Below are 24,979 nucleotides of genomic sequence, written 5' to 3'. Positions count from 1 at the left end.
CAAAAATTGTGCAATTCGATGTCCTAATAGATCGTAAATTGACCTTCACATCATTGTCACCCGGGGTCAGCGCGCGCTTTCTGTGCGGCGTGGAATCCCGCAGGGGCGACCTGTCAATCGGAAGGGTGAAGACGTGAAACTCATCATTGCAGCAATCAAGCCGTTCAAGCTGGAGGAGGTCCGGGAAGCCCTGACCGCCATCGGCGTGCGCGGCATGATGGTTACGGAAATCAAGGGCTTCGGATCGCAGTCCGGCCACACCGAGATCTATCGCGGTGCGGAATATGCGGTGAACTTCGTGCCGAAGGTGAAGCTGGAAATCGCGGTGCCGGCCTCGATGGCCGACCAGGTGGTCGAAACCATCCAGACCACGGCAAAGACCGACAAGATCGGCGACGGCAAAATCTTTGTCCTCGACCTGCAGTCCGCGGTTCGCGTGCGCACGGGCGAGACGAATGAGGACGCGCTGTAAGGCGGCGCAGAGAGATGAAGAGAGGACGCAACGAAATGAAATTCTCCCGCATTCTGCCTGTCGCCGCAGCCGTCGCGCTGTTGCCGGTGATGGGGCTGGCGCAAGAAGCTGCCGAGGCAGTGGAAGAAACGCCGCCGATGCAAGACATCGGCTATATCTTCACCACCTTCATGTTCCTCGTCACCGGCTTTCTGGTGATGTGGATGGCCGCGGGCTTTACCATGCTCGAGGCCGGCCTGGTGCGCCAGAAGAACACCACCATGCAGCTGATCAAGAACGTCTCGCTCTTCGCGATCGCGGCGGTCATGTACTACCTGATCGGCTACAACCTGATGTACCCGGGTGACGGCTGGTCGATCGACGGCGTTCTTGGCGCCTTCGCGATCACCTCGCTGGAGCCGGTGGGTCTGGCCGATACCGAAACCGACCTGACCTATGCCTCTGTCGGCTCGGACTTCTACTTCCAGCTCATGTTCTGCGCGACGACCTGTTCGATCGTGTCGGGCACGCTGGCCGAGCGGATCAAGCTGTGGCCGTTCCTGATCTTCTGCGTCATCCTGACCGCCCTGATCTACCCGATCCAGGCGTCCTGGAAATGGGGCGGCGGTTTCCTTGATGCTGGCGGCTTCCTCGACTTCGCCGGTTCGACCGTCGTGCACTCTGTCGGTGGCTGGGCCGCTCTGGCCGGTGCGCTGATCCTCGGCCCGCGCCTTGGCAAGTACAAGGACGGCAAGGTCAACGTGATGCCGGGCGCCAACCTGCCGCTGGCCACGCTGGGCACGTTCATCCTGTGGCTGGGCTGGTTCGGCTTCAACGGCGGTTCGCAGCTCTACATGGACACCGCAGGCAACGTCGCCGACATCAGCCGGATCTTCGCCAACACCAACACCGCTGCCGCGGGTGGTGCGCTGGCCGCGCTGATCCTGACCCAGATCATGTACAAGAAGCCGGACCTGACCATGGTGCTGAACGGCGCCCTGGCCGGCCTGGTGTCGATCACCGCCGAACCGCTGACCCCGTCGCTGGGCGCGGCCACGCTGATCGGTGCCGTCGGCGGCGTGATCGTGGTCTTCGTGGTGCCGCTGCTGGACAAGCTGAAGATCGACGACGTCGTGGGCGCCATCCCGGTGCACCTCTGCGCCGGCATCTGGGGCACCATCGCGGTTCCGATCACCAACAGCGACGCGTCCTTCGGCACGCAGCTCTACTCGATCGTCGTGGTCGGCATCTTCACCTTCGTGGTCTCCGCCGTGGTCTGGTTCATCCTGAAGGCCATCATGGGGATCCGCGTCAGCGAGGAAGCCGAGATCACCGGTCTCGACATGGCCGAACTGGGCATGGAGAGTTACCCGGAATTCTCCAAGGGCTGATTTCCCTTCCTGTCAGTCCGAGACAAACTGGCCCGGGCGTTCGCGCCCGGGCTTTTTCATGCGCGGATCCGCCTGCTTCTTCTGGTTTGAAATATCCCCGCCGGAGGCATGAAATTCTTCAGGCGCCGCAGCGGTACCGGGCTGTCGGAACGAAAAAGGCGCCCCGAGGGGCGCCTTGAGCTTTCTGGTAACGGGGCGGCGTCAGACGCCGACGTCGGCGATCGCCTTGGCCAGAACCCTGATGCTTTCATCGTTCAGCCCGGCGATGTTCATGCGGCTGTCGCCGACCATGTAGATGCCGTGCTTCTCGCGCATCTCGACCACCTGTTCCGGCGTCGCGCCGATCCGGCTGAACATGCCGCGGTGCTGGGCGATGAAGCCGAAGCGGTCGGAGCCGGTGAGGCGGCGCAGTTCGGCGGCCAGCGCCTCGCGGTTGGCGAGCATGCTTTTGCGCATCTCTTCCAGTTCCGCCATCCAGTCGGCCTTTAGCGCGTCATCGGCGAGGATCATCGAGACCAGCCGCGCACCATGATCCGGCGGGAAGGAAAAGTTCTGCCGGTTCAGGTGGTTAAGCGTTCCCTGTGCGGTGGCGGTCTTGGAGGCGTCGGGCTGAATCGCCATCAGGACACCGGTGCGCTCGCGGTAGATTCCGAAGTTCTTGGAACAGGAAGCGGCGATCATCGCCTCGGGGCAGGTCGAGACGATGTGGCGGGTGCCGGCGGCATCCGCTTCGATCCCGTCGCCGAAACCCTGGTAGGCGATGTCGATCATCGGGATCGCGCCACGCTCGTTCAGGATCTGGGCGACCTCTTTCCACTGCGGCAGAGTCAGGTTCGCGCCGGTGGGGTTGTGGCAGCAGCCGTGCAGCAGCACGACGTCGCCGGCGTTCACGGTTTTCAGGTCAGCGAGCATGCCCTCGAAGTCGACGGCGCGGGTTTCGTTGTCGAAGTAGCGATAGGCGCTGAACGGGATGTCGAGGTGTTTCAGGATCGACAGGTGGTTCGGCCAGGTCGGATCCGACACCCAGATGCGGGCCTCGGGAGAGGCCATGCGCACGAGGTCGAATGCCTGATGCACGGCGCCGGTGCCGCCGGGCGTGGCCGCCGCGGCGACTCGGTCGGCCGGGACCACGCCATCCAGCACAAGGTCGCGCATGCCACCGGTAAAGGCAGGATCACCGGCGAGGCCGGTATAGGTCTTGGTGGTCTCGGTTTCCCAGAGGTGTTCCTCGGCGGTCTTGATCGCGCGCATGACCGGCGTGACGCCCTGCGCGTTCTTGTAGACCCCGACGCCAAGGTCGACCTTCTGCTCGCGCGGGTCTTCCTTGAACATCTCCATCAGCATCAGGATCTTGTCCTTGGGCTGGGGGGTGAGATCTTGCAGCATCCGATTAACCTCCGGTTTCGACCTTCAGGTCGCCATACATGCCCCATTCCGACCAGGAGCCATCGTAGACCGAGTGCCGGTCATGGCCGATGCGTTCCAGCGCAAGGTCGATGATCGCGGCGGTCACGCCGGAGCCGCAGGAGCTGATCACGGGTTTCGACAGATCCACGCCGGCGGCATCGAAGGCGGCCCGCAGGGCGTCGGGATCCTTCATCGTGCCGTCTTCGTTCAGAAGCGTGGCATAATGAACGTTCTTCGAGCCCGGGATGTGACCCAAACGCAGGCCCTCGCGCGGTTCGGGCGCATCGCCGCGAAATCGGGCCGGGCCGCGTGCGTCGAGGATCTCGTGATCCCGGAGCTTCGAGGCGTGGGCGACCTGGGTCACGTCGCGGATCAGGTGGTTCTGCACCGAGACGGTGATGTGCCGGTCGCGCATGATTGGCGGCATATCATCGGTCGGGCGGCCCTCTGCCGTCCATTTTGCGTAGCCGCCGTCGAGCACGGCGATGTCTGTCTTGCCCATGTAGCGGAAGAGCCACCAGACGCGCGGGGCGGAAAACATGCCGGCGCCGTCGTAGACTACCACCTGATGGCCATCGCCCACGCCCATCGCACGCATGCGGGAGACGAATTTTTCTGGCGGCGGAGCCATGTGGGGAAGCGTGGAACGCGCGTCGGAAACATCGTCGATGTCGAAGTAGCGCGCGCCGGGGATGTGGCCGCGTTCGTATTCGGCGCGGCCGTCGCGGCCCATATCCGGCAGATACCAGGAGGCATCGAAGATCCGCAGGTCGGGATCGTTCAGATGCGCGGCCAGCCAGTCGGTGGAAACAAGCGTTTTCGGGTCGTCCTTGGCCATACCGGTCCCCTTGGCGGTGTGGCGTCTTGCTACAGCCGGGCTGGCGGCGGTGCAAGCCTAGCCGGGTAGGAGGAGCGGGCGGGTTTGCCGGAAGACCGGCTGCGCGTGCCAGTGGGCAAGGAAGCGGTGGAGGTTCGGGCAGGCGGCGAGGGCGTTGGCGCCTTCGGCGGCCTGCGCGAAATAGTCGAGGATGGGGGTGAGGTGGAGGTCGGCGAGGGTGGGATCTGCGCCGAGGAGGTTGGGACCGTCGCGGTCGGCGAGCGGTTCGAGAGCCGAGAGGACGCGGGTGGCTGCGGCGAGACCCTGAGCGATGATGGCGGGGTCCGGTTCGCGACCATGGGCGGGGGCGAAGACCGCCTGGGAATAGACCTGCCGGACCAGCGGCCAGTAGGCATAGGCGTCGGTGATGCCGATGATCTGTTCCATGCGGGCCGCAGCTTGAGGATCGTCGGGGATCAGCGGCGGGCCGGGGAAGGCGCGGGCGATGTAATGCAGGATTGCGCGGGTCTCGTAGAGGATGAAACCGTCATGCTGCAGCACGGGGACGCGGCCGAAGGGATGCAGGGCGAGAAGCATCTCGGGCGGGGGATCTGCGAATGGGTCGGCCTCGGTGTAGTCGAATGGCACGCCGCGCCAGGTCAGGGCGAGGCGCGCGATCCAGGTGTAGACGGAGGGGCCATAACCGGTGATCCGGACGGCCATCGCCCTACCCGTGCTCTTTCAGAAGCCGCGCCTTCTGGCGGTTCCAGTCGCGTTTGGCGGAGGTCTCGCGCTTGTCGGCGACCTTCTTGCCCTTGGCGATGCCGATCTTCATCTTCGCCATGCCGCGATGGTTGAAGTAGAGCACCAGCGGCACGAGGGTCATCCCCTTGCGCTGGGTCTCGGACCAGAGGTTGGCGAGTTCCTTGCGGTTCACCAGCAGCTTGCGGCGGCGGCGTTCGTCATGCCCGAAGGTCTTGGCCTGCGCGTAGGGGGCGATGTAGCTGTTCACCAGCCAAAGTTCGCCATCCTCCACCGCCGCGTAGCTTTCGGCGATGTTGGCCTGACCCTCGCGCAGCGACTTCACCTCGGACCCTTCCAGCACGATACCGACCTCGAGATCCTCCTCGATGGCATAGTCGAACCGCGCGCGCCGGTTCTCGGCGACGACCTTGTAGTTCCTGTTTTCGTCATTCTTGGCCATAACGGCGTGGATTTAGGGGCTTGCAGGCTTCGAGTCCAGTGATTGCGCGGGGATTGACGGCGCGCGCGTCTTCGGGATGATCGCTGCATGTTCGTGCAGATACTGATAGGCGGCGCCCTGACGATGTTCACGACGCTGCTGGGGCTTGCGGCGTTTCCGATTGTTGAATCGATCTTCGAGCGCGAAGAGCAGCATGTGCACGACGATCCGCGGACGGTTCGGGTGGTGCTGCTGGTGGCGACCTCGGTCCTGTGGCTGACCAGTCTGATGGTGGCGGCCTGCTGGGCCTGGGCCACGCTATTGAAATTCCTGGGTCTTTTCGAGACTCTGGAAGAGGCGCTTTACTTTTCGATGGTCGCCTTCACGACGCTCGGCTTCGGCGACATCGTGCTGCCGGAGGAGTGGAACGTGCTGTCCGGGATGATGGCGATCAACGGGCTGTTCATGGTCGGCCTGCTGTCGGCGACCTTCGTCGATGTGATGCGGCGGGTGCGGGCGCTGCAGCTGGAGATCCGGGCGTTCCGGGCGAAGCGGCGGGCCAGCAAGGACTGACCCGCCAACGCTTCAGTTGATCAGACCGGCATGGACCATCGCGTCGCGGACCTTGGCCTTGGTCGGCTCGGTCAGCGTGATCAGGGGCGAGCGAACCTCGTCCGAGCAGAGGCCGAGCACTGACATGCCGTACTTGGCACCGCAGAGGCCGGGCTCGGTGAAGATCGCCTTGTGAAGCGGCATCAGCCGGTCCTGGATGGTCAGCGCGGTGGCGTAGTCGCCGGCGGCGCAGGCCTGCTGCAGTTCGGAGCAGAGCTTGGGCGCGACGTTGGCGGTGACCGAGATGCAGCCGGTGCCGCCCTGGGCGTTGAAGCCGTGGGCGGTCGGGTCTTCGCCCGAGAGCTGGATGAAGTCGGCGCCGCAGGTGATCCGCTGCATCGAGACGCGGGCGAGGTCGCCGGTGGCGTCCTTGACGCCGATGATGCGCGGCAGCTTGGCCAGCTCTCCCATCGTTTCGGGCGTCATGTCGACGACCGAGCGCGGCGGGATGTTGTAGATGATGATCGGCAGGTCGCAGCAGTCATGCGCGGCGGTGAAATGCGCGATCAGCCCCGCCTGGGTCGGCTTGTTGTAATAGGGCGTGACGACGAGCGCGGCATCGGCACCGACGGATTCGGCGTGGCGCATCAGGCGGATGGTCTCGGCGGTGTTGTTCGAGCCCGCACCGGCAATCACCGGGATGCGGCCGTCGACAGCCTTGACCACCTCTTCCACCACCGTTTCGTGTTCCCGGTGCGTCAGCGTCGGGCTTTCGCCGGTGGTGCCGACGGGGACGAGGCCATTGCTGCCCTGTTCGATATGCCACTCCACCAGGCGTTTGAGCGTATCGAGATCCAGCTCGCCGTTCTTGAACGGCGTCACCAGGGCAGGAAGTGAACCCTTGATCATGATGCGCTCCTTTTACTGTTCGCGGGTGGCACCGTGACGGTGCGGAAATTTGGCGGACCCTAGCCAAACGGTGCGTTGTTGCCAAGTTTGTGTGTTTTCGTCCGGGCCGCCGCCCGCTACCCTGTGGGTCGGGATGCGTCAAGTGTGGACAGAGGCAGGAATGCGCGGAATCGCGGTGTGTGTGATTGCGCTGGCGCTCTACGCGCCGGCGGTTGTAGCTCAGCCGGACATGCGGCCCTTGCCGCGGCCGGAGACGAGAAGCGTGGCCGAGGCGACAGTAGACGCCGAAGGCGGCGTGGCTGCGGAACTGGAAGAAGCCGCGGTTTCCGACCTTGCCGTGGCCGTGATGAACAGGTTGCCGGCGCCGCGACCGACCGACCTGATGAGCGGGCAGGAGTTGCGGCTGGCGCTGGCGGCGGCGTCCGGAGGCGACTGGGAGCTGGCGGCGCGTACCGCGGCGGCAGGCGGCCGGGTGACGGCGGATATCATCGAGTGGCAGCGGCTGCGGGCCGGTAAGGGCAATTTCGCGGATTACCGGGCGTTCCTGGCGCGAAATGGCGACTGGCCGGGTCTGAAGTATCTTCGGCTGAGGGGCGAAGGTGAGATCCCGGCCGGCGCCGCGGCGGCGGATGTCATCGGTTACTTCGAGCCGGAACCGCCGCAGACCGGGCGTGGCGCGCTGCGGCTGGCTCAAGCCTATTCGGCGTCGGGGCAGGCGGAGAAGGCGAATGCCGAGGCGCTGCGCGCCTGGCTGGAGCTGGAGATGAGCGCTGTCGAGGAGGAGGCGCTGGTCGCAGCCTTCGGCAGTCACCTGAAGGGCCACCATGCCGAGCGGCTGGATATGCTGCTATGGCGCAAGGACCGCAATGGCACGCTGCGCGCGATGGCGCGGGTCGATCCCGGCCACAAGGCGCTGGCCGAGGCCCGCGTCGCGCTGCAGCGCGAGGATGCCGGGGTCGACGCGCTGATCGAGAAGGTGCCCGCCTCGCTGCGGAACGACGGCGGGCTGGCCTATGACCGGGCGATCTGGCGGATCGAAAAGGGCCGGCGCGATTCCGCGGGCGACCTGATGATCGAACAGAGCACCAGCGCCGAGGCGCTGGGCCGGCCGGAGGAATGGGCGTACTGGCGGCGGGTGCTGGCGCGGCAGGAGATGCGCGGCGGCAATGCGAAGCGGGCCTATCAGCTGGCGAGCAGGCATTTCATGCCGGCGACGACGGACGGGTTCGATTATGCCGACCTGGAATGGCTGTCTGGTTATCTGGCGCTGCGCTACCTGAAGGACGCGGAACTGGCGCTGAGCCACTTCAAGAAGTTCACCGAAGCGGTCTCTACCCCGATCAGCCTGGGCCGCGGCTACTACTGGGAAGGCCGGGCGCTGTCGGCGCTGGGCAATGACGAAGCTGCGCAGGAAGCCTATCACAAGGGCGGTGCGCACCAGACCAGCTTTTACGGGCTGCTGTCGGCGGAAAAGGCGGGCCTGCCGATGGACCCGTCGCTGACCGGGCGCGACCCGGCGCCGGACTGGCGCGAGGCGGGGTTCACTAAATCCTCTGTCTTTCAGGCCGCGCGGCTGTTCTTCGGCGCGGGGGAGCAGTGGGAGACGATCCGTTTCCTGTCGCACCTGGCCGAAATCACGCCGCAGGACGAGCTGGTGCAGCTGACCGACTTCGCGCTGTCGCTGGGCGATCCCTATATCGCGGTGCGCGTCGCGAAGCAGGCGGCGAGCGAGGGCGTGGTGGCGCCGCGTGCCTATTACCCGCTGGCCGGGCTGGGCGGGAAGATCAATGTCGAAGAAGCTCTGGCGTTGTCGATCGCGCGGCGCGAGAGCGAGTTCAACATCGGCGCGGTGAGCCCCGTCGGTGCGCGCGGGCTGATGCAGCTTATGCCGGGCACGGCGAAGCAGATGTCGGCGCGGGCCGGGCTGAGCTACACGCCCGCCAAGCTGACCACGGATCCGGTCTACAACACGACGCTGGGCAGCGCCTATCTGGAAGAGCTGATCGAGGAGTTCGGCAAGAACTACGTGCTGGTCGCGGTTGGGTACAATGCCGGGCCGAGCCGGGCGCGATCCTGGATCAACCTGTTCGGCGACCCGCGCTATTCCGGCACCGACCCGGTGGACTGGATCGAGCATATCCCGTTCAACGAGACCCAGACCTACGTGATGCGGGTGACCGAGAGCCTGCCGATCTATCGGGCGCGGTTGACCGGAGAGGTGCAGCCGATCCGGCTGCTGGCGGAGCTGGGCGGTCGCTAGGCTATTGCCTTAGCGCCGCCATCCCCTGCGGATAACTGATCCGGCCGCCACCGACCGGCGCGGCGACGCCCGTGGTGCCGGGGCATGTGGTCGGCAGACCGGAGGCAACTCGGGTGGCGAGATGGGCGAAGGCCTGCGCCTCCAGCATGTCGCCGTCGAGACCTGCCGCCTCGACGGGCTCGACCGGGCAGGGCAGCGTATCGGCCAGGCCGTTCATCATCGCCGCGTTATGGCGTCCGCCGCCGGTAACCAGCAGGCGGGCCGGCGGCGACGGGCAATGCTCCATTCCCCGGATCACAGCGGCGACGGTGCAGGCGGCGAGCGTGGCGGCGGCGTCGATGTCGGACAGCCCGGAAACCTGATCGGAGAGGCTGCGGAAATCGTCGCGGTCCAGCGATTTCGGCGGGATGCGGTGGAAATAGGGATGGTCGAGGAACCGGCTGATGACTTCCTTCACCGGGATGCCGGAAGAGGCGAGCGCGCCGCTGTCGTCACGATCCTTGCCGAGCCGGATGCGCATCAGATCGTTCAGCGGTGCGTTGGCGGGGCCGGTGTCGAAGGCGAGGAGAGCGCTCTGTGTGTCCGGGCCGGGCTGTGACGGGTCGATCCAGGTCAGGTTGCCGACGCCACCGAGATTGAGGAAGGCCAACGGCTCGGTCGCGCCGATGTGGCGGGCGCAGGCAAAGTGGTAGAACGGCGCGAGCGGCGCGCCCTCACCGCCGAGCTGCACATCTGAGCTGCGGAAATCCCAGACCACGGGAATGCTCAGGACCTCGGCCAGCAGCGCACCGTTGCCGGCCTGATGCGTTCCGTGCCCGCCGGGGTCATGGGCGAGCGTCTGGCCGTGGAAGCCGGCGAGCTGCGCGTCCGGGAACTGCGCCATGAGTTCGGCATGGGCGTTCTCTACCACCTCGGCTGCTTCCTCGACCGCGTCATCCCCGGGCCAACGGCCGAGGGCGGCGCGGATCACCGCGCGCTCGGCCTCGGAATAGGGCCGGTAGGCGGTTTCGCCGAAGTCGTGGATCCGGTGCCCGTCGGTCAGCACCATCGCGGCGTCGACCCCGTCCAGCGAGGTGCCAGACATGGTTCCCAGGGCCCAGACCGGTCCGGTTATCTTCATCCTTTTCCTTCGTCCCTCGCGCGCGTACATAGGCGCGGCACCAGTGGCACGATGGACCGAAACAAAATGACCTACCACCCGAAATCGGATTTCTTGCACGAGATCGGCTCGCGCGGGTTCCTGGCCGATTGCACCAATCTCCAGGAGTTGGACGAACGTCTGCTGAAGGGGACGGTCACCGGTTATATCGGGTTCGACCTGACCGCATCGTCGCTGCATATCGGCAACCTGGTTCAGATCCGGCTGCTGCGCTGGATGCAGCGGACAGGGCACCGGCCGATCACGCTGATGGGCGGCGGTACGACAAAGGTTGGCGATCCGTCCGGCAAAGACGAGATGCGGAAGATGCTGTCGGTCGAGCAGATCGACGCGAACGCCGCCAGCATCCGCAAGGTTTTCTCGCGCTACATCACCTATGGCGACGGGCCGACGGATTCGCCGCTGGTCAACAACGCGGAATGGCTGGACGAGCTGCGTTATGTGCCGTTCCTGCGCGATATCGGGCGGCATTTCACCGTGAACCGCCTGCTGTCGTTTGAATCGGTCAAGTCGCGGCTGGACCGCGAGCAGGCGCTGAGCTTCATCGAGTTCAACTACATGCTGCTGCAGTCCTACGACTATCTGGAGCTGTACCGGCGCTATGGCTGCCTGCTGCAGATGGGCGGGTCGGATCAGTGGGGCAACATCGTATCCGGCACCGACCTGATCCGCCGGGTCGAGGCGGCGGAGGCCTTCGGCCTGACCACGCCGCTGGTCACCCGGTCGGACGGCAAGAAAATGGGCAAGTCGGTGGACGGCGCGGTCTGGCTGAACGAAAACATGATGTCGTCCTATGAATTCTGGCAGTGGTGGCGGAACGTGGACGATGCCGATGTCGGCAAGTTCCTGAAGATGTTTACCGACCTGCCGGTCGACGAATGCGAGCGGCTGGGGGCTCTGGGCGGGGCCGAGATCAACGAGGCCAAAGTGCGGCTGGCCAACGAGGTGACGGCGCTGAACCATGGTCCGGACGCGGCCGCGGCGGCGGAGGCCACCGCGCGCGAGGTGTTCGAGAAAGGCGGCGTGGGCGATGACCTGCCGACGCTGGCGCTGTCGGCAGAGGAGGTGGGCGACGGGATCTCTGTCGTGCAGCTGATCGTGCGCTCCGGGCTGGCGAAGTCCGGCAAGGAGGCGAAGCGGCTGATCGCCGACAACGGCGCGCGTCTGGACGATGCGCCGCTTACCGATGCCGGGATGGTGCTGGATGCGGCAGCGCTTTCCTCTCCGGTGAAGCTGTCGGCGGGGCGGAAGCGTCATGCGCTGGTGACACTGGCGGATTAGGCATTGCGGACCGGGTGCGGAGAGGCGTAGCGATTCCGCATCCGCCCTCCTTACACTGCAGGTGCCGTCATGAAGCTGTACAACGCCGATCTTTCGCCGAACGCGCTGCGCGTGCGCGCCGTCATCAACGAGCTGGACCTGCCGGTCGAAGTCGTGCAGGTCGATCTGCGCAGCCGCGCCAACAAGGCGCCAGAGTTCATGGAAAAGCATCCCATGGGCAAGGTGCCGGTGCTGGAGGATGGCGATTTCCGGCTGTGGGAAAGCCGCGCGATCCTGTCCTACCTTTCGGCGCTAAAGCCCGAGGCGGGGCTTTATCCCGACGATCCCAAGAAGCGCGCGCTGGTGGACCAGTGGACCTACTGGCAGACGGTGCACCTGTCGCCGGTGGCGCAGAAGATCGTGTTCGAGATGGTGATGAAGCCGATGTTCGGCATGGGCGATCCCGATCCGTCGGCGGTCGAGAGCGACCGGGAGGAGCTGAACAGCCTGCTGGCGCTGCTCGACTCGGCGCTGGAGGGGAAGGACTGGATCGTCGGCGATCTGAGCCTTGCCGATTTCACGCTGGCCTCGACCTTCGTCTATGCGGCGCCCGCCGGGATCTCGCTGGACGGTTTCCCGAATGTCGCGGCGTGGTGGGCGCGGATGGGCGATCGGCCTTCGTGGCAGGCGGCGGTGGCGCCGCTGGCGGCGATTGTGGGCGGCTAGAGGCCACCCGTCAGGCGCGGCGGGAACGGACCCTTTCCCGCCACAGCGCGAACAGGCCGGCGGCGACGATCAGCGCGGCGCCGGCGGCCACGTTCCAGCGGATCGCCTCGCCAAAGATCACGACCCCGAAGGCGGACGCGAATACAAGCTGCAGGTAGGCGAAGGGCTGGACCGTGCTGGCCTCTGCAACCTCGTAGACCTTGATCAGCGTGTAGTGACCCGCCGCGCCGGTGACGCAGAGCACGGCCATCCAGATCCAGTCCGGCCCGGTCATCGGTTCCCAGAACCAGACGCCGACGGCGGTCATCACCACCGCGCCGTAGGTGCCGGTCCAGAAGAACGAGGTCGCGGCGCTGTCCTTGCGGGCGACGAAGCGGGTCAGCAGGCCGTAGAGCGCGAACATAAGCGCCGAGGTCAGCGCCACAAGCGCTGCAGGGTCGAAGACGTGCAGCCCCGGCTGCAGGATGATGAGCATGCCAACGAAGCCCGCGCCGATGGCCGCCCAGCGGCGCCAGCCGACCTTTTCGCCGAGGATCGGGCCGGAGAGCGCTGCGATCAGCAGCGGGTAGACGGCGAAGACGGCGTGGCTTTCGACGAGGCCCAAAAGCGTGAAGGCGAGGACCATGACGCAGACCTCTCCCGCCAGCAGCACGCCGCGGAACGCTTGGATCACCGGTTGCGTTGTTGCCGCGGCGGCGCGCAGGCCGCCCGCCTGCCGGCTGGCGATCAGCATCACGAAGGCGGCGAAGAACCAGTAGCGGATCATCACCACCATCAGCACGTTGTAAGTGCCGGCGAGGTGGCGCGAGATGCCGTCCTGCAGGGCGAATATGAAGGTGGTCAGCACCATCAGCGCGATGCCGAGGCGGGGATTGTCGGGTCTCACGTCAGGACCGCCGTGGTCATGTGGCGCTTGCGGCCGAAGCCGGGGCTGCGGGTGACGGCGAAACCGGCCGCTTCGAGATTGCGGCGGACGAAGCCGGCGGCGGTATAGGTGGCCGCGGTGCCGCCGGGGGCGGTGTGGCGGGCGACCTCTGTCAGCAGATCGGCCTCCCAGAGTTCGGGGTTCTTGGCGGGAGAGAAGCCGTCGAGGAACCAGGCGTTCGCCTTGTCATTCCATTTGGACAGGGTCTTTCGGGCATCGCCCTCGATGATTTCGGCGTCGAGTTGTTCCGTCGTGATGCGGCGGTCGCCCCTGGTCCACGCGTCGATCAGCGGGGTGGCGATGGGCGCGAGCTCGGGGAACTGTTCCAGCGCGCGGGTCAGGTCGGCGGCGGGGAGGGGGAAAGCCTCGAAACTGGTATAGCGGAGCCGTCCTTCGGTGCCGGATTGCCGCCATGCCTGCAGAGCGGTCAACATGTTGAGCCCGGTGCCGAAGCCCAGTTCGGCGATGCGGAAGCCCGGTGTGAACCGCCCCGGCAGACCGTTCCCGGCGAGGAAGACATGGCGTGTTTCGGCCAGCCCGTTGTCCAGTGAATAGTACGGGTCGTCGAACCGGGTGGAGACCGGCACTGCGCCTTTCCATTCTGTCACTTGGGTTTCGGGCATCGGATGGCCTAGAAGGTTGCGGCGGCGACAATGCGGAAGGGTCCGGACAATGGCAATGGCCGACGTGACGGTGATGGGGGCGGGGATCTTCGGCCTGTCGGTGGCATTTGCCTGCGCACGGCGGGGCGCAACGGTGCGGGTGCTGGACAGGCGCGGCGTGGCGGCGGGTTCGTCGGGCGGGGTGGTCGGCGCGCTGGCGCCGCATGTGCCGGAGAACTGGAATTCGAAGAAGGCGTTCCAGCTGGAGAGCCTGCTGATGGCGGAGGCTTTCTGGAAAGAGGCGGATGCGCTGTCGGGTGTGCAATCGGGTTACGCGCGGCTGGGGCGGCTGCAGCCCATTCCGGATGAGGCCGCCGTCGGGCTGGCGCTGGCTCGGGAAGAGACGGCGCGGGAGCTGTGGGGCGACGCGGCAGACTGGACGGTCGTGGATGCGGTGGACGCCGGCGACTGGCGGCCGGAGAGCGCGACGGGGCTGTATATCTGGGACACGCTGACGGCTCGGGCGCATCCGCGGCGCTGCTGCGAGAGCCTTGCGGGGGCGGTGCAGGCTTTGGGCGGCGCGGTGGAGGTTGGCGATGCGCCGGGGGACGGGCCGGTTGTCTGGGCGACGGGGTATGAGGGGTTGATCGCGTTGTCGGAGGAGCTGGGACGCGATGTCGGCAACGGGGTGAAGGGGCAGGCGGTGTCGCTGCGCTTCGACGCCCATGACAAGGCGCAGCTGTTCGTGGACGGGCTGCATATCGTGCCGCATGCGGACGGGACCGTGGCGGTTGGGTCAACCAGCGAGCGGGAGTTCGATGCACCGGATGCCGTGGATGCGGCGGCGGATGCGCTGGTGGAGCGGGCGGTGGCGGCCTGCCCGGTGCTCTATGGCGCCAAGGTGATGCAGCGCTGTGCCGGGGTGCGGCCACGGGCCAGGAGCCGGGCGCCGATGCTGGGGGGCTGGCCGGGGCGGGACGGGCATTTCATTGCGAATGGCGGGTTCAAGATCGGTTTCGGCATGGCGCCCAAGGTGGGCGCGGTGATCGCCGATCTGGTGCTGGAGGGGCACGACGCGGTGCCGGAAGGGTTCCGGGTGGAGGATAATCTCTGAGGTCCCGGCGGCGTTCTGGTGGCGGGTGCGGGAGCCTCTGGCGGGGATATTTTTGACCAGAAGAAGCAGGGGGTGCGCGCCTGTCAGGCCGGGGTGGCGGTGGCTTCCATGCATTGGCGGCCATCGGCGGCGCGAACCCAGAGACGGTTTTCGCGACCGAGGCAGAGGGTGGCGGATTCGAAATGCATCAGGGGGGCGGTGCCGCGGAAGGTGAACCCGGCGAGCGGTCCGAGGTGTTTTTCGGCGAAATGGATCAGGAGCTGCGCGAGGAGCGGGCCGTGGGTGACGAGGCCGGCGTAGCCTTCGGTCCCGGTGGCGTAGTCGAGGTCGTAATGGATGCGGTGCCCGTTGAAGGTCAAGGCCGAGTAGCGGAAGAGCAGGGTGGTGGTGAAGGTGATCGTCTGGCTGTGAAGCTCGTCGGTGGGGGCCTGCGGCGGTGCGACGGGGGTGCGGTCTTCCGGCGGCTCGCGATAGACGAGATCCTGGTGCTCGGTGACGCAGAGGCGGCCGTCCTGGGTGATCTCGTGGCGCAGCGTGACGAAGCCGAGACGGCCGGTGCGGCCGGATTTCTCGGTGACGTTCTCGATAGTCGTGGTCTTTTCGGCGGGGGCGCCGAGGCGGGGTGCCGCGTGGAAGGCGAGGCGGCCGCCGGCCCACATCCGCTGCGGCAGGCCGAGATCTGGGATCAGGCCGGTGCCGGTAGCGGGGTGGCCGTCGGGGCCAAGGTCGGCTGGACGGCGGGCCTCCCAGAAATAGATCTGGTGCCAGAACGGCGGCAGAGGGTCGCCGGCGCCGGGCGGCGGGCCGGGGCGGTCGAGCGTTGCGTGCAGCGCCGCGGCCCGGGCCGGATCCAGCGCGCATGTCAGGGTTTGGGAGCGGCCGACGCTTTCGTGCATGATGCCGCGACCGTAGCGGCGGGAAAGGGATTGGGCAAATGGCTGTGATCGCGCTGGATCATCTGGTTCTGACGGTGGAGAGCATCGACGGGGCGGTCGAGTTTTATACCGAAGTTCTGGGCATGGTGCGGGAGGATTTCCACGGCGGAGATGGCACGCCGCGCGTGGCGCTGAGCTTTGGATCGCAGAAGATAAACCTGCATCAGGCGGGGGCGGAATTCGAGCCGAAGGCGGCGCGGCCGGTGCCGGGCTCGGCGGACCTGTGTTTCCTGACCGAAGTGCCGTTGGCGGAGTGGCAGGAGCATTTCGGGCGGCACTCGGTGGAGGTCTTGGACGGGCCGGTGGCGCGCACCGGAGCGACGGGGCCGCTGACCTCTCTTTACGTTCGGGATCCGGATGGGAATTTGATCGAGGTGTCAGTGGCCGGGTGATCGGGGGACGGGCCGGAAACCGTTCGTTAAGGGGCACCGGGCGTACACGGGATGTACACAGGCCGTACACGGGGGGTGTGTACGCGGGTCCGGGGCGTTGCGTGGTCGGGTTTGGGCCGTGCGGAGGGGATGGTGCGTGTGATTGGGGAGGGGGCGGTGCGCATGAATGCGCACCCTACGGGTTGGTGTGAGTGAAGAAAGCTGCGAGCACCTAACCTACGAATGCTGATCTCGACCGAAGATGATGAATGCTGCGTAGACCGCTTTGCACCAGAGCAGTCGGGAGACGCGGCCACACGTATAGCCCTGCTTTGCGACTCTTAGATCGTGTGTTATAGTTTTTTATTATATTAGATAATATAGGATTTCAGATATGGAATTCAAAGACATTGTCGAAACTTGCAGCAAGATCATTCAGTCCATTGCAATTATCGTTGGCGGGGTGTGGATTCTTTTAGTTTTTGGTATCGAGGATAGGGATAAGGAGCGACACGTAAATTTAAGCAATCATATCATTGATCGCGGCAGTATATTAAAGGGAGGCGATAGCTTTGACTACATTACGATTAGAGTTGATGCGGTAAACGAAAGCGAAGATGAAATTTCATTACTTTTGACCGCAAGTGAAGTTAAATCAATTTCTCTTAACGAACAAGGTCGATTAAAGCCGGAAGAAATAGATTTTGATTTGGTTGGCGGATCTGTGATAAGCCTTCATACAAGATTATTTCAAGGTGTAGGCGAAACCGTGTATAGAAACTTTCATTTTCCGAACTGCATACTTCAACCCGGGGAAAAAATATCAGACATATTTACGCTTTTCTTAAGGAACAAAGACGGTATTGATGCGATACACATTAATACAGTTTCACGCGCTATGCCAAGGTGTCAAAAACTCCTTCTATTCTTTAAAGATTGTGTGGAAGTTAAGGTGCGGGCCCGTAGCAAGGCTGCCGGTGGCTGCGGTGAAGGCACGAACTTTGATCCAGACGAAGTTTGTTTCGAGTACAGCCAAGAGAATGAGGTCGGTGAATTCCAGGCAGTTGAGCCCGCTGTACTTGCGGAGGAGCGTGGTCTCGTCTCGTACTTCTCTAACATCATTGTTCCACGTAGCCCGACGTACAACTCGACCGTGGAAAGCACTGGCAAGCAATAGGACCAAGCACAAACATTGTATCATCTTGTACTCTGACGCCCCAACTCCACCTCCGCCCTCAGCGTCTCCATCATAGCGGTCAGCGCCTTCACGTAGCGCTCGTCCTTCAGCCGGCCGTCCTCGTCGAAGGCGTTGGAGCTGTCGGCGACGGCGACGACGGGGCCGAGGATGAATTTGGGGCGGAACGGAGTAAGGGCGTGGCGGACGGTGTACTGGCCGACCTCGCCGCCGGCGCGGCCGTCATTGGCGGACATCACGGCGACGGGTTTGCCGGCCCACGGGCCTCCCTTCACGCGGCTGACCCAGTCGAGGGCGTTCTTCAGCACGCCGGTAATGGCGCGGTTGTATTCCGGGCTGGAGATGATCACCGCATCGGCGTCGCGGATCTGGGCGTGGAGCGTAGTGACGGCGTCGGGGATGCCCTCTGACGTTTCCAGGTCGCCGTCATAGAGCGGCAGGCGCAGGTCGGCGATGGTCACCTCGGCGGGGCCGTAGAGGCGGATCGCCTCGGCCAGAAGCTGGCGGTTGGTGGAGCCCGCCCGCAGCGCGCCGGGGATGCCGAGAATTGTGTGGTCCGCCATGTCCGTCCCTTTCCGTTTCCTGCCCGTTCCGGGGTCGCGGCTCAGGGTAGCGACGCGCGGGCGAAGGGCAAGGCTTGCCGTTCCCCGGGGCGGATGGAATGGTGGCGCGCGATGACCGGGAGCAGGAGGCAGCGATGCGGCACGGCGGCAAGATACTGACGGATGCGCTGGCGGCGCATGGGGTGGAGCGGGTGTTCTCGGTGCCCGGCGAGAGTTTCCTGGCGGCGCTGGACGGGTTCTACGAGAGCGGGATCACGAATGTCGTGTGCCGGCAGGAAGGCGGTGCCGCGATGATGGCCGAGGCGACGGGGAAGCTGACCGGGCGGCCGGGGATCGCCTTCGTGACGCGGGGGCCGGGGGCGACGAATGCTTCGGCCGGCGTGCATGTGGCGCGGCAGGATTCGACGCCGATGATCCTGTTCGTCGGGCAGATCGCGCGGGGCCACCGGGACCGCGAGGCATTCCAGGAGGTGGATTACCGGGCGATGTTCGGGCCGCTGGCCAAGTGGGTGGCGGAGATCGAGCAGACGGACCGGATCCCGGAATACGTGAACCGGGCGTTCCACGTGGCGATGTCCGGGCGGCCGGGGCCGGTGGTACTGGCCCTGCCGGAGGACATGCTGTCGGACGTGTCGGATGCGCCGGACCTGGCGCCGACAGCGGCGGCCGTGGCGGGTGTGAGCGACGGGCAGGTGTCTGCCTTGCTGGGGTTCCTGGGGTCGGCGGAGAAGCCCTTGGTGGTGGCTGGCGGGCCGGGCTGGTCCGCCGAAGCGGCGCGGGACCTTGCCACCTTCGGCGAGGCGCAGGGGCTGCCGGTGGCGGTGTCGTTCCGGCGGCAGGATTACATCGACAACGGGTCGTCCTGCTATGCCGGCGACCTGGGGGTCGGGGGCAATCCGAAGCTGTTTGCGCGGCTGCGCGAGGCGGATGCGCTGCTGGTGCTGGGGTCGCGGATCGGGGATTGCGTGACTCAAGGCTATGAGTCTCTGGACCCCGCGATGCCGGGCAAGCGGATTGCGCATGTGCATCCCGAGCCGGAGACGCCGGGGTCCGTGTATCGCTGTGATCTGGCGGTGGCGGCGCGGGCTCCGGACGTGCTGGCGCGGCTGGCGCAGGCTCCGAAAGCCGGGGACTGGGGGGCGTGGCAGGCGGCGGCGCGGGCGGATTACGAAGGCTGGCTGGACCCGGCAGAGACGCCGGGAGCTGTGAAGCTGGAGCAGGTGGTCGGCTGGCTGGCGGAGACCTTGCCGGAGGATTCCGTTTTGACCAACGGGGCGGGGAACTACGCCGTGTTCCTGCAGCGATATTACCGGTTCCGGCGGTATGGGACGCAGGTGGCGCCGACGTCGGGCTCCATGGGATACGGGTTTCCGGCGGCGATCGCGGCGTCTCTGCAGCACCCGGAACGGGTGGTCGTCTGCATGGCGGGGGATGGCTGTTTCCAGATGACCCTGAACGAGATGTCGACCGCCGTGCAGTTCGGGGCGACGCCGATCGTGGTGGTGGCGAATAACGGGCGCTACGGGACGATCCGAATGCACCAGGAACGGAATTACCCGGGGCGGGTGTCGGGGACGGAGTGTTTGAGCCCCGACTATGCGGCCCTGGCGCGGGCCTATGGCGGGTTCGGCGCCGTGGTGGAGGACGGGGCGGATTTCCCGGCGGCCTTCGAGGCGGCGCGGGCGTCGGGGACAGTCGCGGTGATTGAGCTGCGGCTGGACCCGGAGATGCTGACGGCGACGCAGACACTGAGCGAGGTGCGGGCGGCGGCTGTTAAGTAGCGCCGCCGGCGCGGGGCGGTTTGTCTCTGCGCCGTTGCTTTGGCTTTGGCAGAGGCGGGTTGTGGTGGCGCGTCGCAATTACCCATCCGGATGCTTGTGACGGAGTTTCCCTTTCTGCTGGGAAGGCCGCCGGGGGCTGCCATGATCGAGGGTGTGCGAGTCGGTTCCGGCGTCAAGGTCAAGCCGCCTTCGGCGGTGCTGCGCAACCGTGACCCCGAAACCGACTCTCGGGATCAGGGATTGAGGTAGGGGCTCAGTTCGAAGGCGAAGACCATGACGGTAATGGCGGCGAGCCAGCTGGCGGCGATGCGCCAGCCGATGCGGAGCCAGGGGTAGGGCCAGCGCTCGAGTGTCGAGTCTGGCAGGGCGGCGGCCACGGAGAGGGCGAGATTGGCACCCAGGATCACGCCGGCGCGGGCGGCGATGGGCGGTTCGAGCAGCGCGTGCCCCTCGAAGGCGGCGCAGGTGGCGACGAGACCGGTGAGTGCGGCGAGGGTGATGACCACGGTGCGGGGCGGCTGCGGGTAGAGCGCGGCCAGCACCGCCGTCACGATTCCGAGGGAGAGGGTGGCGAGATAGATCTCTGGCGGGACCAGCGGAGCGAGGAAGATCCCGACGACCTGGGCGGCGATGAACCAGTGCCAGACACTCAGCAGTCCGCCGGAGCGCCAGACGCCGGCGAGAAGGCCCATCGGCAGGAGGCAGAGCAGGATGGCGGGATAGGTGAGGGTGACAGTCAGCCCCTCGAGGAACTGCGTGTAGAGGCCGCTGCCGGCCTGAAACGCATGCGCCGCGCCCGTGTCTGGGCGCAGCGCGATGGCGAGGGTCAGCGCGGTGGTGGCGCGCCTCATGCAATCCCGACGAGGAAGGCGCCGCCGATGGCCGCAATCGCAACCCCGGTGGCGCGGATCGCGTTCCTGCCCCAGGGCAGCAGCGTCAGGAAGCCGAGCGCGATGCCGCAGAGGTGCAGCAGGCCAGTGGCGATGACGAAGCCCACCGCGTAGGCATAGGGGTTGGCTGCCTCGGGCAACTCGGTGCCGTGGGCATGGCCGTGGAAGATCGCGAAGATGCCCACGATCACCGCGGCGACCCAGAGCGGGGCTCGCACCGCGAGCGCGATCATCAGACCGAGCACGATGCCGGAGAGCGCGATGCCGGTTTCCACTGCGGGGAGCGGCACGCCCGCGACGCCCAGTGCGCCGCCGATGGCCATGACCAGCGGGAACACTACCGGCAGAATCCAGATCGCGGGCTGGCCGAGGAACGCGCCCCAGAGCCCCACCGCCACCATCGCGATCACGTGGTCCCAGCCGAAGATCGGGTGAAAGAAGCCGCTGGCGAAACCGCCCGCGGCGCCTTCGCCGGTATGGGCGGCGGCGGCGGTCGCGGTCAACATGACGGCAAGGGTAAACAGGATGCGGGAGGGTGTCATTTTTCGGCTCCGGAAACGATTGGGATATGTCGGGCGGCCGTTCCGGCGGGTGAGGCGCGCCTCGGACGTTGTTAAGCAGAGGCGCCTTTGGCGCCAAGCTTTTTCTCTCCGCTCGTTGGCGGAGTACGGCTGTGGTCGGTTGATGCGTCTATCCGACGCTGCGTTTGCGGTCGGGGTGTTCCCCTTCTGCCTAGAACTCCACGCCCTGCTGCGCTTTTACCCCTGACCGGAAAGGGTGTTTCACAAGTTCCATCTCGGTCACGAGGTCGGCGATCTCGATCAACTCTTCCTTGGCGTTGCGGCCGGTAAGGACGACATGGGTCATCTCGGGTTTCTCTGTCTCGAGGAAGGCCACCACCTCGGCGATGTCGATGTAGTCGTAGCGCAGCGCGATGTTGATCTCGTCGAGCAGGACCATGCGGTTCGCCGGGTCGCGGATCAGGTCCTTCGCCTTGGCCCAGGCGGCCTGCGCCATTTCGATGTCGCGGGTCTTGTCCTGGGTTTCCCAGGTGAAGCCCTCGCCCATCGTGTGGAAGGCGCAGATGTTGGAAAAGCGGGTTTCGATCAGGTCGCGTTCGCCTGTGGACATGCCGCCCTTGATGAACTGGACAACGGCGCATTGCATGTCGTGCGCAATGCAGCGGAAGATCATGCCGAACCCCGCGGTCGACTTGCCCTTGCCCTTGCCGGAATGGACGATGATCAGGCCCTTTTCGCCGGTCTTGGTGGCCATGATCTTGTCGCGCGCGGCCTTCTTCTTGGCCATCTTGGCGGCGTGGCGCTCTGTGTCCTCGGTCATTGTTCCTCCACTGGGCGCAGCATCGTGAGGCTTGTCGGCCGGTCGTAGCCTTCATGCGCCGTCGTGCCGGTGATTGCAAATCCGAGGGCGGTGAAGGCGGCGTGGTTCTCGGTCAACTCGACGCGGGTCTGGAGTTTGAGCGCGGTGAGGCCAAGGGCGCGGGCGCGGGTCTCTGCTGTGCCGATCAGGCGGCGGGCAAGGCCCTGGCCGCGATGGTTTGAGGAAACTGCGAGCTTGCCGAGGTAGAGCGCGGGCGGCTGTGGCGTGAGGAAGATGCAGGCGGCGGGGGTGCCGCCGTGCTCGATCACCCAGATCTCGCCGGTTTCGGCCTGCGCGGCTATGGCTTCGGGTGTCAGGCGGTGCATCGAGGAGGGCGGGTCGATCCGGCCCTCCATATAGGCGAATTCCGCCTGGATCAGCGCGAGGAGCGAGGGCCAGTCATAGGGGTCGGTGACGCGGAACGGGATATCGTCTGGCATCGCGACAGATGACAGCCGGTTGCGGGCGCGCGCAAGGGATATCGACTGTGTGGGTATTTCCGGACCAGTGCGCGACGAGGCGTGCTAGGCTGGCGTCGATTGATCGACGCGCATTGACCGGGAGGGATTGGGGTATGCCATTCTACAACGACCTGCGGCCGGAGGCGGATTTCAAGGAGCGCGATTTCGAGCGCGTATTCCCGAACATGACCGTGGAGGCGCGAAAGCGCTGCATCGACGGCCTGCTGCGGCTGAAGCCCGGGCTGCAGGCGGCGGTTCCGTCGCGGCGCACCGAGGCGAACCTGCTTGTCGCGAGCTGGAACATCAAGAATTTCGGCACCAGCCAGCAGCGGCTGGACGAGGCCTATTTCTATATCGCCGAGATCCTTGCGACGTTCGATCTGATCGCCATTCAGGAGGTGAAGTCGAAGCTGCTGCAGCTCGATCAGGTGATGCGGCTGCTGGGGCCGGACTGGAGCTATCTGGTCAATGACGTGACCGAAGGCGTGGCCGGGAACGACGAACGCTCTGCCTATGTCTACAACAGGAACCGCGTGCAGCTTTCGGGGCTGGCAGGCGAGATCGCGCTTTGGAAGGAATTGCGCGAGGCGGTGCCGGGTGAGGCGGACGTGGAGCTGGAACAGCTGGCGCGGGCGCCGTTCATGACCGGGTTCGTCACCGCGTGGAAGCGGTTCGCGATGATCAACCTGCATCTGGAGCCGAGCGATACGCGGGACGCGGTGCGGCTGCGGTCGGAGGAGGTGCGGCTGTTGTTGGCGGCTTTGGAGAAGAAGCGGCGGGGGCTCTGGTCGGACAACCTGGTGCTGGTGGGAGACATGAATTTCTACCGCTCCAAGGATCAGGCGAACGTGACGGCGCTGGAGACGGCTGGCTATGTGGAGAATGGCGGGCTGGTTGGGAAGCCGACGAATGCGCGGCCGGCGGATGCGGTAGACGGGCCGGTCGAAACCTATGATCGCATGTTTTTTCGCGCCAACGATTACTTTCGGTTCGCTCTCAGCGGTGGCGCCGAGAGTGGCGGTGTCTTCGACCCGTTCGGATTTGTCTATCGCGCGGAGGATGTCGCCACCTACCGCGCCGAGATGCTGGAGGATTACGGCGGCGACAAGGATCTGGCGGGGGACGAGGGGGAGCTGCGGACTTACTATCTCGATACCTGGCGGGAGAACCAGCTGTCGGATCACTATCCAATCTGGGTCGAGCTGGAGATCGACGACTCGCTGGACTTTCTGCGCGAGAAGCGCGGGCAGTTGTGATCCCCCGGCCCGTTGCCGGACCGGGGGATCGAGTTCACTCGGCGGGAACCGCCGTGCCGGCGACGGGTTTGCCGAAATGCCGCCGGTTCAGATGGAAGACCAGCCAGATCATCGCGATCTGGAAGGCGATCGCCAGAGCGGTCAGCGCCCAGTAGCCGGTAGAGAATTTCTCGACCAGACCGTTGGCGACGAGACCCTTGTTGATCCAGAAGTGCAGCATCACGCTCATCGCGACGCCGGGGCAGACCAGCGCATAGGCGCCGGGGGAATTTTCCGAGCCGAAGACGAAGCTCTGGAAATAGCCCTGCCGGCGCAGAACCAGCATGCCAAGCAGCAGGAACAGAACCTGCACGGCGACGATCCGGGTCAGGAACATCAGCGTGTCGGCGGCCTGGGCGTGGGCATCGAAAGAGACGTGCAGCCCGTGGCCCTGACGCATGGCGAGGATGCCGAGGATCGTCAAAAGCGGCACGATGATCATCAGCGTGGGGCCGGATTCCTTCGCGGTGCCATAGTGCAGCATCGAGTTGAACGCGGTGATCGCCGCGACCGCGGCATAGATCACGCCGGCCATGCCGAAGAAGGTGGAGCCGATCAGGCTGATACCCTGGGTCAGCGGCACAGTGCTCATGGCGGCCGGGGCGGCAAAGCCGACGGCTGTCATGGTCAGCGCGAAGGCCGGCAGGAGTTGTGCGAAGCTGTTATGGGCGGTGACGTCGAAGACGCCGCCCTTGGTCAGCACCCGGCCAAGGAAGTCGCCGATCATGATCAGGGCAAGGATGCCCACCGCCGTGAAGGCGACCATGGCGAAGGGAAACAGAAATTCGACGATGGACCAGAGCCCCGGAACGAAGACCAGCCCGGCGACGAAACCGGCGTTGATCGCCATCGCCAGTGCCAGCGGCATCGCGAGAAGCTGAGTTTCGGCGTTGGAGGCTTTCAGCTTTTGATAAGCCTCTGTTTTCTTGAAGGCGCTGTACTGGCGCAGGTTCCAGATCAGCGACTTGAAGTGCAGCACGACAAAGACGGCGATGCCGGCCATGGCGACGGCGATGGCTGTCTGGATGGCAGGGCCGCCGGTGGTGAATGTGGCGGCGATATCCTCGAAGTTCGGAACGGCGCGGCCGGGATGCGGCACCCAGAACATCAGGTACATGAAGAAGGTGACGGCAAGGCCCCCGGCACCCAGCGCGCCGAGGAAGTAGAGTGGCGAATAGCGATCCGCCGGACGAGTTGCGGTACGGGGCATCTGACCCTCCATATTCAAATTCCCGAATATGAATATATGAGCTGCGGCGGCGATTACATTGATCTGCGTCAATCTGTCAGGCAGGCCGGGTTTGCACCGGTTGTTAACCGGTTTGCGCCTATGCAGGAGCCATGCATTGCAG

At 65.4% G+C, this 24,979-nt stretch carries 26 protein-coding genes; 11 read left to right on the top strand and 15 right to left on the bottom strand.

The features are described from left to right. Positions 1–133: 133 nt before the first annotated feature. Together HCO70_RS22990 and HCO70_RS22985 are read left to right on the top strand one after the other, a co-directional pair. Positions 134–472, top strand: a complete 339-nt coding sequence (locus tag HCO70_RS22990; protein ID WP_172300242.1) for a P-II family nitrogen regulator — start codon at positions 134–136, stop codon at positions 470–472. A gap of 35 nt (positions 473–507) precedes the next feature. Beyond that, positions 508–1,842, top strand: a complete 1,335-nt coding sequence (locus HCO70_RS22985) for an ammonium transporter (RefSeq protein WP_172300241.1) — start codon at positions 508–510, stop codon at positions 1,840–1,842. Between the two features lie 201 nt (positions 1,843–2,043). Here HCO70_RS22985 and HCO70_RS22980 read toward each other — a convergent pair whose 3' ends face one another. From HCO70_RS22980 to smpB, 4 genes are read right to left on the bottom strand one after another with little or no spacing between them, the layout of a single operon-like run. After that, positions 2,044–3,228: an amino acid aminotransferase gene (locus tag HCO70_RS22980; RefSeq protein ID WP_172300240.1), complete on the bottom strand. Its 1,185-nt coding sequence runs from the start codon at positions 3,226–3,228 to the stop codon at positions 2,044–2,046. 4 nt (positions 3,229–3,232) lie between these two features. After that, positions 3,233–4,087, bottom strand: coding sequence for a 3-mercaptopyruvate sulfurtransferase (gene sseA / locus HCO70_RS22975; RefSeq protein ID WP_172300239.1), 855 nt, complete (start codon positions 4,085–4,087; stop codon positions 3,233–3,235). 57 nt (positions 4,088–4,144) lie between these two features. Beyond that, positions 4,145–4,789: a glutathione S-transferase family protein gene (locus tag HCO70_RS22970; RefSeq protein ID WP_172300238.1), complete on the bottom strand. Its 645-nt coding sequence runs from the start codon at positions 4,787–4,789 to the stop codon at positions 4,145–4,147. A gap of 4 nt (positions 4,790–4,793) precedes the next feature. Beyond that, the gene (gene smpB, locus HCO70_RS22965; protein ID WP_172300237.1) at positions 4,794–5,270 is read right to left on the bottom strand and encodes an SsrA-binding protein SmpB; all 477 of its coding nucleotides are present in this window, start codon (positions 5,268–5,270) and stop codon (positions 4,794–4,796) included. An 87-nt stretch (positions 5,271–5,357) separates the two neighbouring features. On the opposite strand from smpB, the gene HCO70_RS22960 reads away from it, so the two are divergent. Beyond that, a complete protein-coding gene (locus HCO70_RS22960) occupies positions 5,358–5,822 on the top strand; it encodes a two pore domain potassium channel family protein (RefSeq protein ID WP_172300236.1) in 465 nt (154 codons plus the stop codon). A 12-nt stretch (positions 5,823–5,834) separates the two neighbouring features. On the opposite strand, the gene dapA is transcribed toward HCO70_RS22960, so the two are convergent. Beyond that, positions 5,835–6,710: a 4-hydroxy-tetrahydrodipicolinate synthase gene (dapA, locus tag HCO70_RS22955; RefSeq protein WP_172300235.1), complete on the bottom strand. Its 876-nt coding sequence runs from the start codon at positions 6,708–6,710 to the stop codon at positions 5,835–5,837. A 160-nt stretch (positions 6,711–6,870) separates the two neighbouring features. On the opposite strand from dapA, the gene HCO70_RS22950 reads away from it, so the two are divergent. After that, complete coding sequence (locus HCO70_RS22950) at positions 6,871–8,970, top strand: lytic transglycosylase domain-containing protein (RefSeq protein WP_172300234.1); 2,100 nt, start codon at positions 6,871–6,873, stop codon at positions 8,968–8,970. 1 nt (position 8,971) lies between these two features. Here HCO70_RS22950 and HCO70_RS22945 read toward each other — a convergent pair whose 3' ends face one another. Further along, positions 8,972–10,090 (bottom strand): anhydro-N-acetylmuramic acid kinase, encoded by a 1,119-nt coding sequence (locus HCO70_RS22945; RefSeq protein WP_172300233.1) that lies wholly within the window; start codon positions 10,088–10,090, stop codon positions 8,972–8,974. Between the two features lie 66 nt (positions 10,091–10,156). Here HCO70_RS22945 and tyrS point away from each other — a divergent pair, with 66 nt between their 5' ends. Both tyrS and HCO70_RS22935 read left to right on the top strand, forming a co-directional pair. Beyond that, a complete protein-coding gene (tyrS, locus tag HCO70_RS22940) occupies positions 10,157–11,410 on the top strand; it encodes a tyrosine--tRNA ligase (RefSeq protein ID WP_172300315.1) in 1,254 nt (417 codons plus the stop codon). Between the two features lie 69 nt (positions 11,411–11,479). Further along, positions 11,480–12,115: a glutathione S-transferase family protein gene (locus HCO70_RS22935; RefSeq protein WP_172300232.1), complete on the top strand. Its 636-nt coding sequence runs from the start codon at positions 11,480–11,482 to the stop codon at positions 12,113–12,115. 10 nt (positions 12,116–12,125) lie between these two features. Here HCO70_RS22935 and HCO70_RS22930 read toward each other — a convergent pair whose 3' ends face one another. Together HCO70_RS22930 and mnmD are read right to left on the bottom strand one after the other, a co-directional pair. Then, the gene (locus tag HCO70_RS22930) at positions 12,126–13,001 is read right to left on the bottom strand and encodes a DMT family transporter (RefSeq protein WP_371742316.1); all 876 of its coding nucleotides are present in this window, start codon (positions 12,999–13,001) and stop codon (positions 12,126–12,128) included. After that, positions 12,998–13,663 (bottom strand): tRNA (5-methylaminomethyl-2-thiouridine)(34)-methyltransferase MnmD, encoded by a 666-nt coding sequence (mnmD, locus tag HCO70_RS22925; RefSeq protein WP_172300231.1) that lies wholly within the window; start codon positions 13,661–13,663, stop codon positions 12,998–13,000. The genes HCO70_RS22930 and mnmD overlap by 4 nt, the downstream gene beginning before the upstream one ends. A 49-nt stretch (positions 13,664–13,712) precedes the next feature. Between mnmD and HCO70_RS22920 the strand changes: the two genes are divergently transcribed. Continuing rightward, positions 13,713–14,756 (top strand): FAD-binding oxidoreductase, encoded by a 1,044-nt coding sequence (locus HCO70_RS22920; protein ID WP_172300230.1) that lies wholly within the window; start codon positions 13,713–13,715, stop codon positions 14,754–14,756. An 83-nt stretch (positions 14,757–14,839) separates the two neighbouring features. Here HCO70_RS22920 and HCO70_RS22915 read toward each other — a convergent pair whose 3' ends face one another. Beyond that, positions 14,840–15,652 (bottom strand): MaoC family dehydratase N-terminal domain-containing protein, encoded by an 813-nt coding sequence (locus tag HCO70_RS22915; RefSeq protein WP_172300229.1) that lies wholly within the window; start codon positions 15,650–15,652, stop codon positions 14,840–14,842. Positions 15,653–15,690: 38 nt separating this feature from the next. Between HCO70_RS22915 and HCO70_RS22910 the strand changes: the two genes are divergently transcribed. Then, positions 15,691–16,083 carry a VOC family protein gene (locus HCO70_RS22910; RefSeq protein WP_172300228.1) on the top strand — a complete coding sequence of 131 codons (393 nt, stop codon included), beginning with the start codon at positions 15,691–15,693 and terminating at the stop codon, positions 16,081–16,083. A gap of 373 nt (positions 16,084–16,456) precedes the next feature. After that, a complete protein-coding gene (locus tag HCO70_RS22905; RefSeq protein WP_172300227.1) occupies positions 16,457–17,239 on the top strand; it encodes a hypothetical protein in 783 nt (260 codons plus the stop codon). A 20-nt stretch (positions 17,240–17,259) separates the two neighbouring features. Here HCO70_RS22905 and HCO70_RS22900 read toward each other — a convergent pair whose 3' ends face one another. Beyond that, positions 17,260–17,820 (bottom strand): NADPH-dependent FMN reductase, encoded by a 561-nt coding sequence (locus HCO70_RS22900; RefSeq protein ID WP_172300226.1) that lies wholly within the window; start codon positions 17,818–17,820, stop codon positions 17,260–17,262. Between the two features lie 134 nt (positions 17,821–17,954). On the opposite strand from HCO70_RS22900, the gene HCO70_RS22895 reads away from it, so the two are divergent. Then, entirely contained in the window at positions 17,955–19,601 is a 1,647-nt protein-coding gene (locus tag HCO70_RS22895) for a thiamine pyrophosphate-binding protein (RefSeq protein ID WP_172300313.1), read from the top strand. 233 nt (positions 19,602–19,834) lie between these two features. On the opposite strand, the gene HCO70_RS22890 is transcribed toward HCO70_RS22895, so the two are convergent. The 4 genes from HCO70_RS22890 to HCO70_RS22875 form a co-directional block, all read right to left on the bottom strand. Continuing rightward, positions 19,835–20,452 carry a hypothetical protein gene (locus tag HCO70_RS22890; protein WP_172300225.1) on the bottom strand — a complete coding sequence of 206 codons (618 nt, stop codon included), beginning with the start codon at positions 20,450–20,452 and terminating at the stop codon, positions 19,835–19,837. Next, complete coding sequence (locus tag HCO70_RS22885) at positions 20,449–21,033, bottom strand: HupE/UreJ family protein (protein WP_172300224.1); 585 nt, start codon at positions 21,031–21,033, stop codon at positions 20,449–20,451. The genes HCO70_RS22890 and HCO70_RS22885 overlap by 4 nt, the downstream gene beginning before the upstream one ends. Before the next feature lie 190 nt (positions 21,034–21,223). Further along, on the bottom strand, positions 21,224–21,832 hold the full coding sequence (cobO, locus tag HCO70_RS22880; RefSeq protein ID WP_172300223.1) for a cob(I)yrinic acid a,c-diamide adenosyltransferase: 609 nt from the start codon (positions 21,830–21,832) through the stop codon (positions 21,224–21,226). Continuing rightward, positions 21,829–22,311, bottom strand: a complete 483-nt coding sequence (locus HCO70_RS22875) for a GNAT family N-acetyltransferase (RefSeq protein ID WP_172300222.1) — start codon at positions 22,309–22,311, stop codon at positions 21,829–21,831. The genes cobO and HCO70_RS22875 overlap by 4 nt, the downstream gene beginning before the upstream one ends. 134 nt (positions 22,312–22,445) lie before the next feature. On the opposite strand from HCO70_RS22875, the gene HCO70_RS22870 reads away from it, so the two are divergent. Beyond that, a complete protein-coding gene (locus HCO70_RS22870; RefSeq protein ID WP_172300221.1) occupies positions 22,446–23,588 on the top strand; it encodes an endonuclease/exonuclease/phosphatase family protein in 1,143 nt (380 codons plus the stop codon). A gap of 34 nt (positions 23,589–23,622) precedes the next feature. Here HCO70_RS22870 and HCO70_RS22865 read toward each other — a convergent pair whose 3' ends face one another. Further along, positions 23,623–24,837, bottom strand: a complete 1,215-nt coding sequence (locus HCO70_RS22865) for a hypothetical protein (protein ID WP_172300220.1) — start codon at positions 24,835–24,837, stop codon at positions 23,623–23,625. Positions 24,838–24,979: the final 142 nt, after the last annotated feature.

The organism is Pseudoruegeria sp. HB172150 (assembly GCF_013184805.1).
Classification (GTDB): domain Bacteria; phylum Pseudomonadota; class Alphaproteobacteria; order Rhodobacterales; family Rhodobacteraceae; genus Psychromarinibacter.
This window is presented reverse-complemented; position numbering and strand designations above follow the sequence as displayed.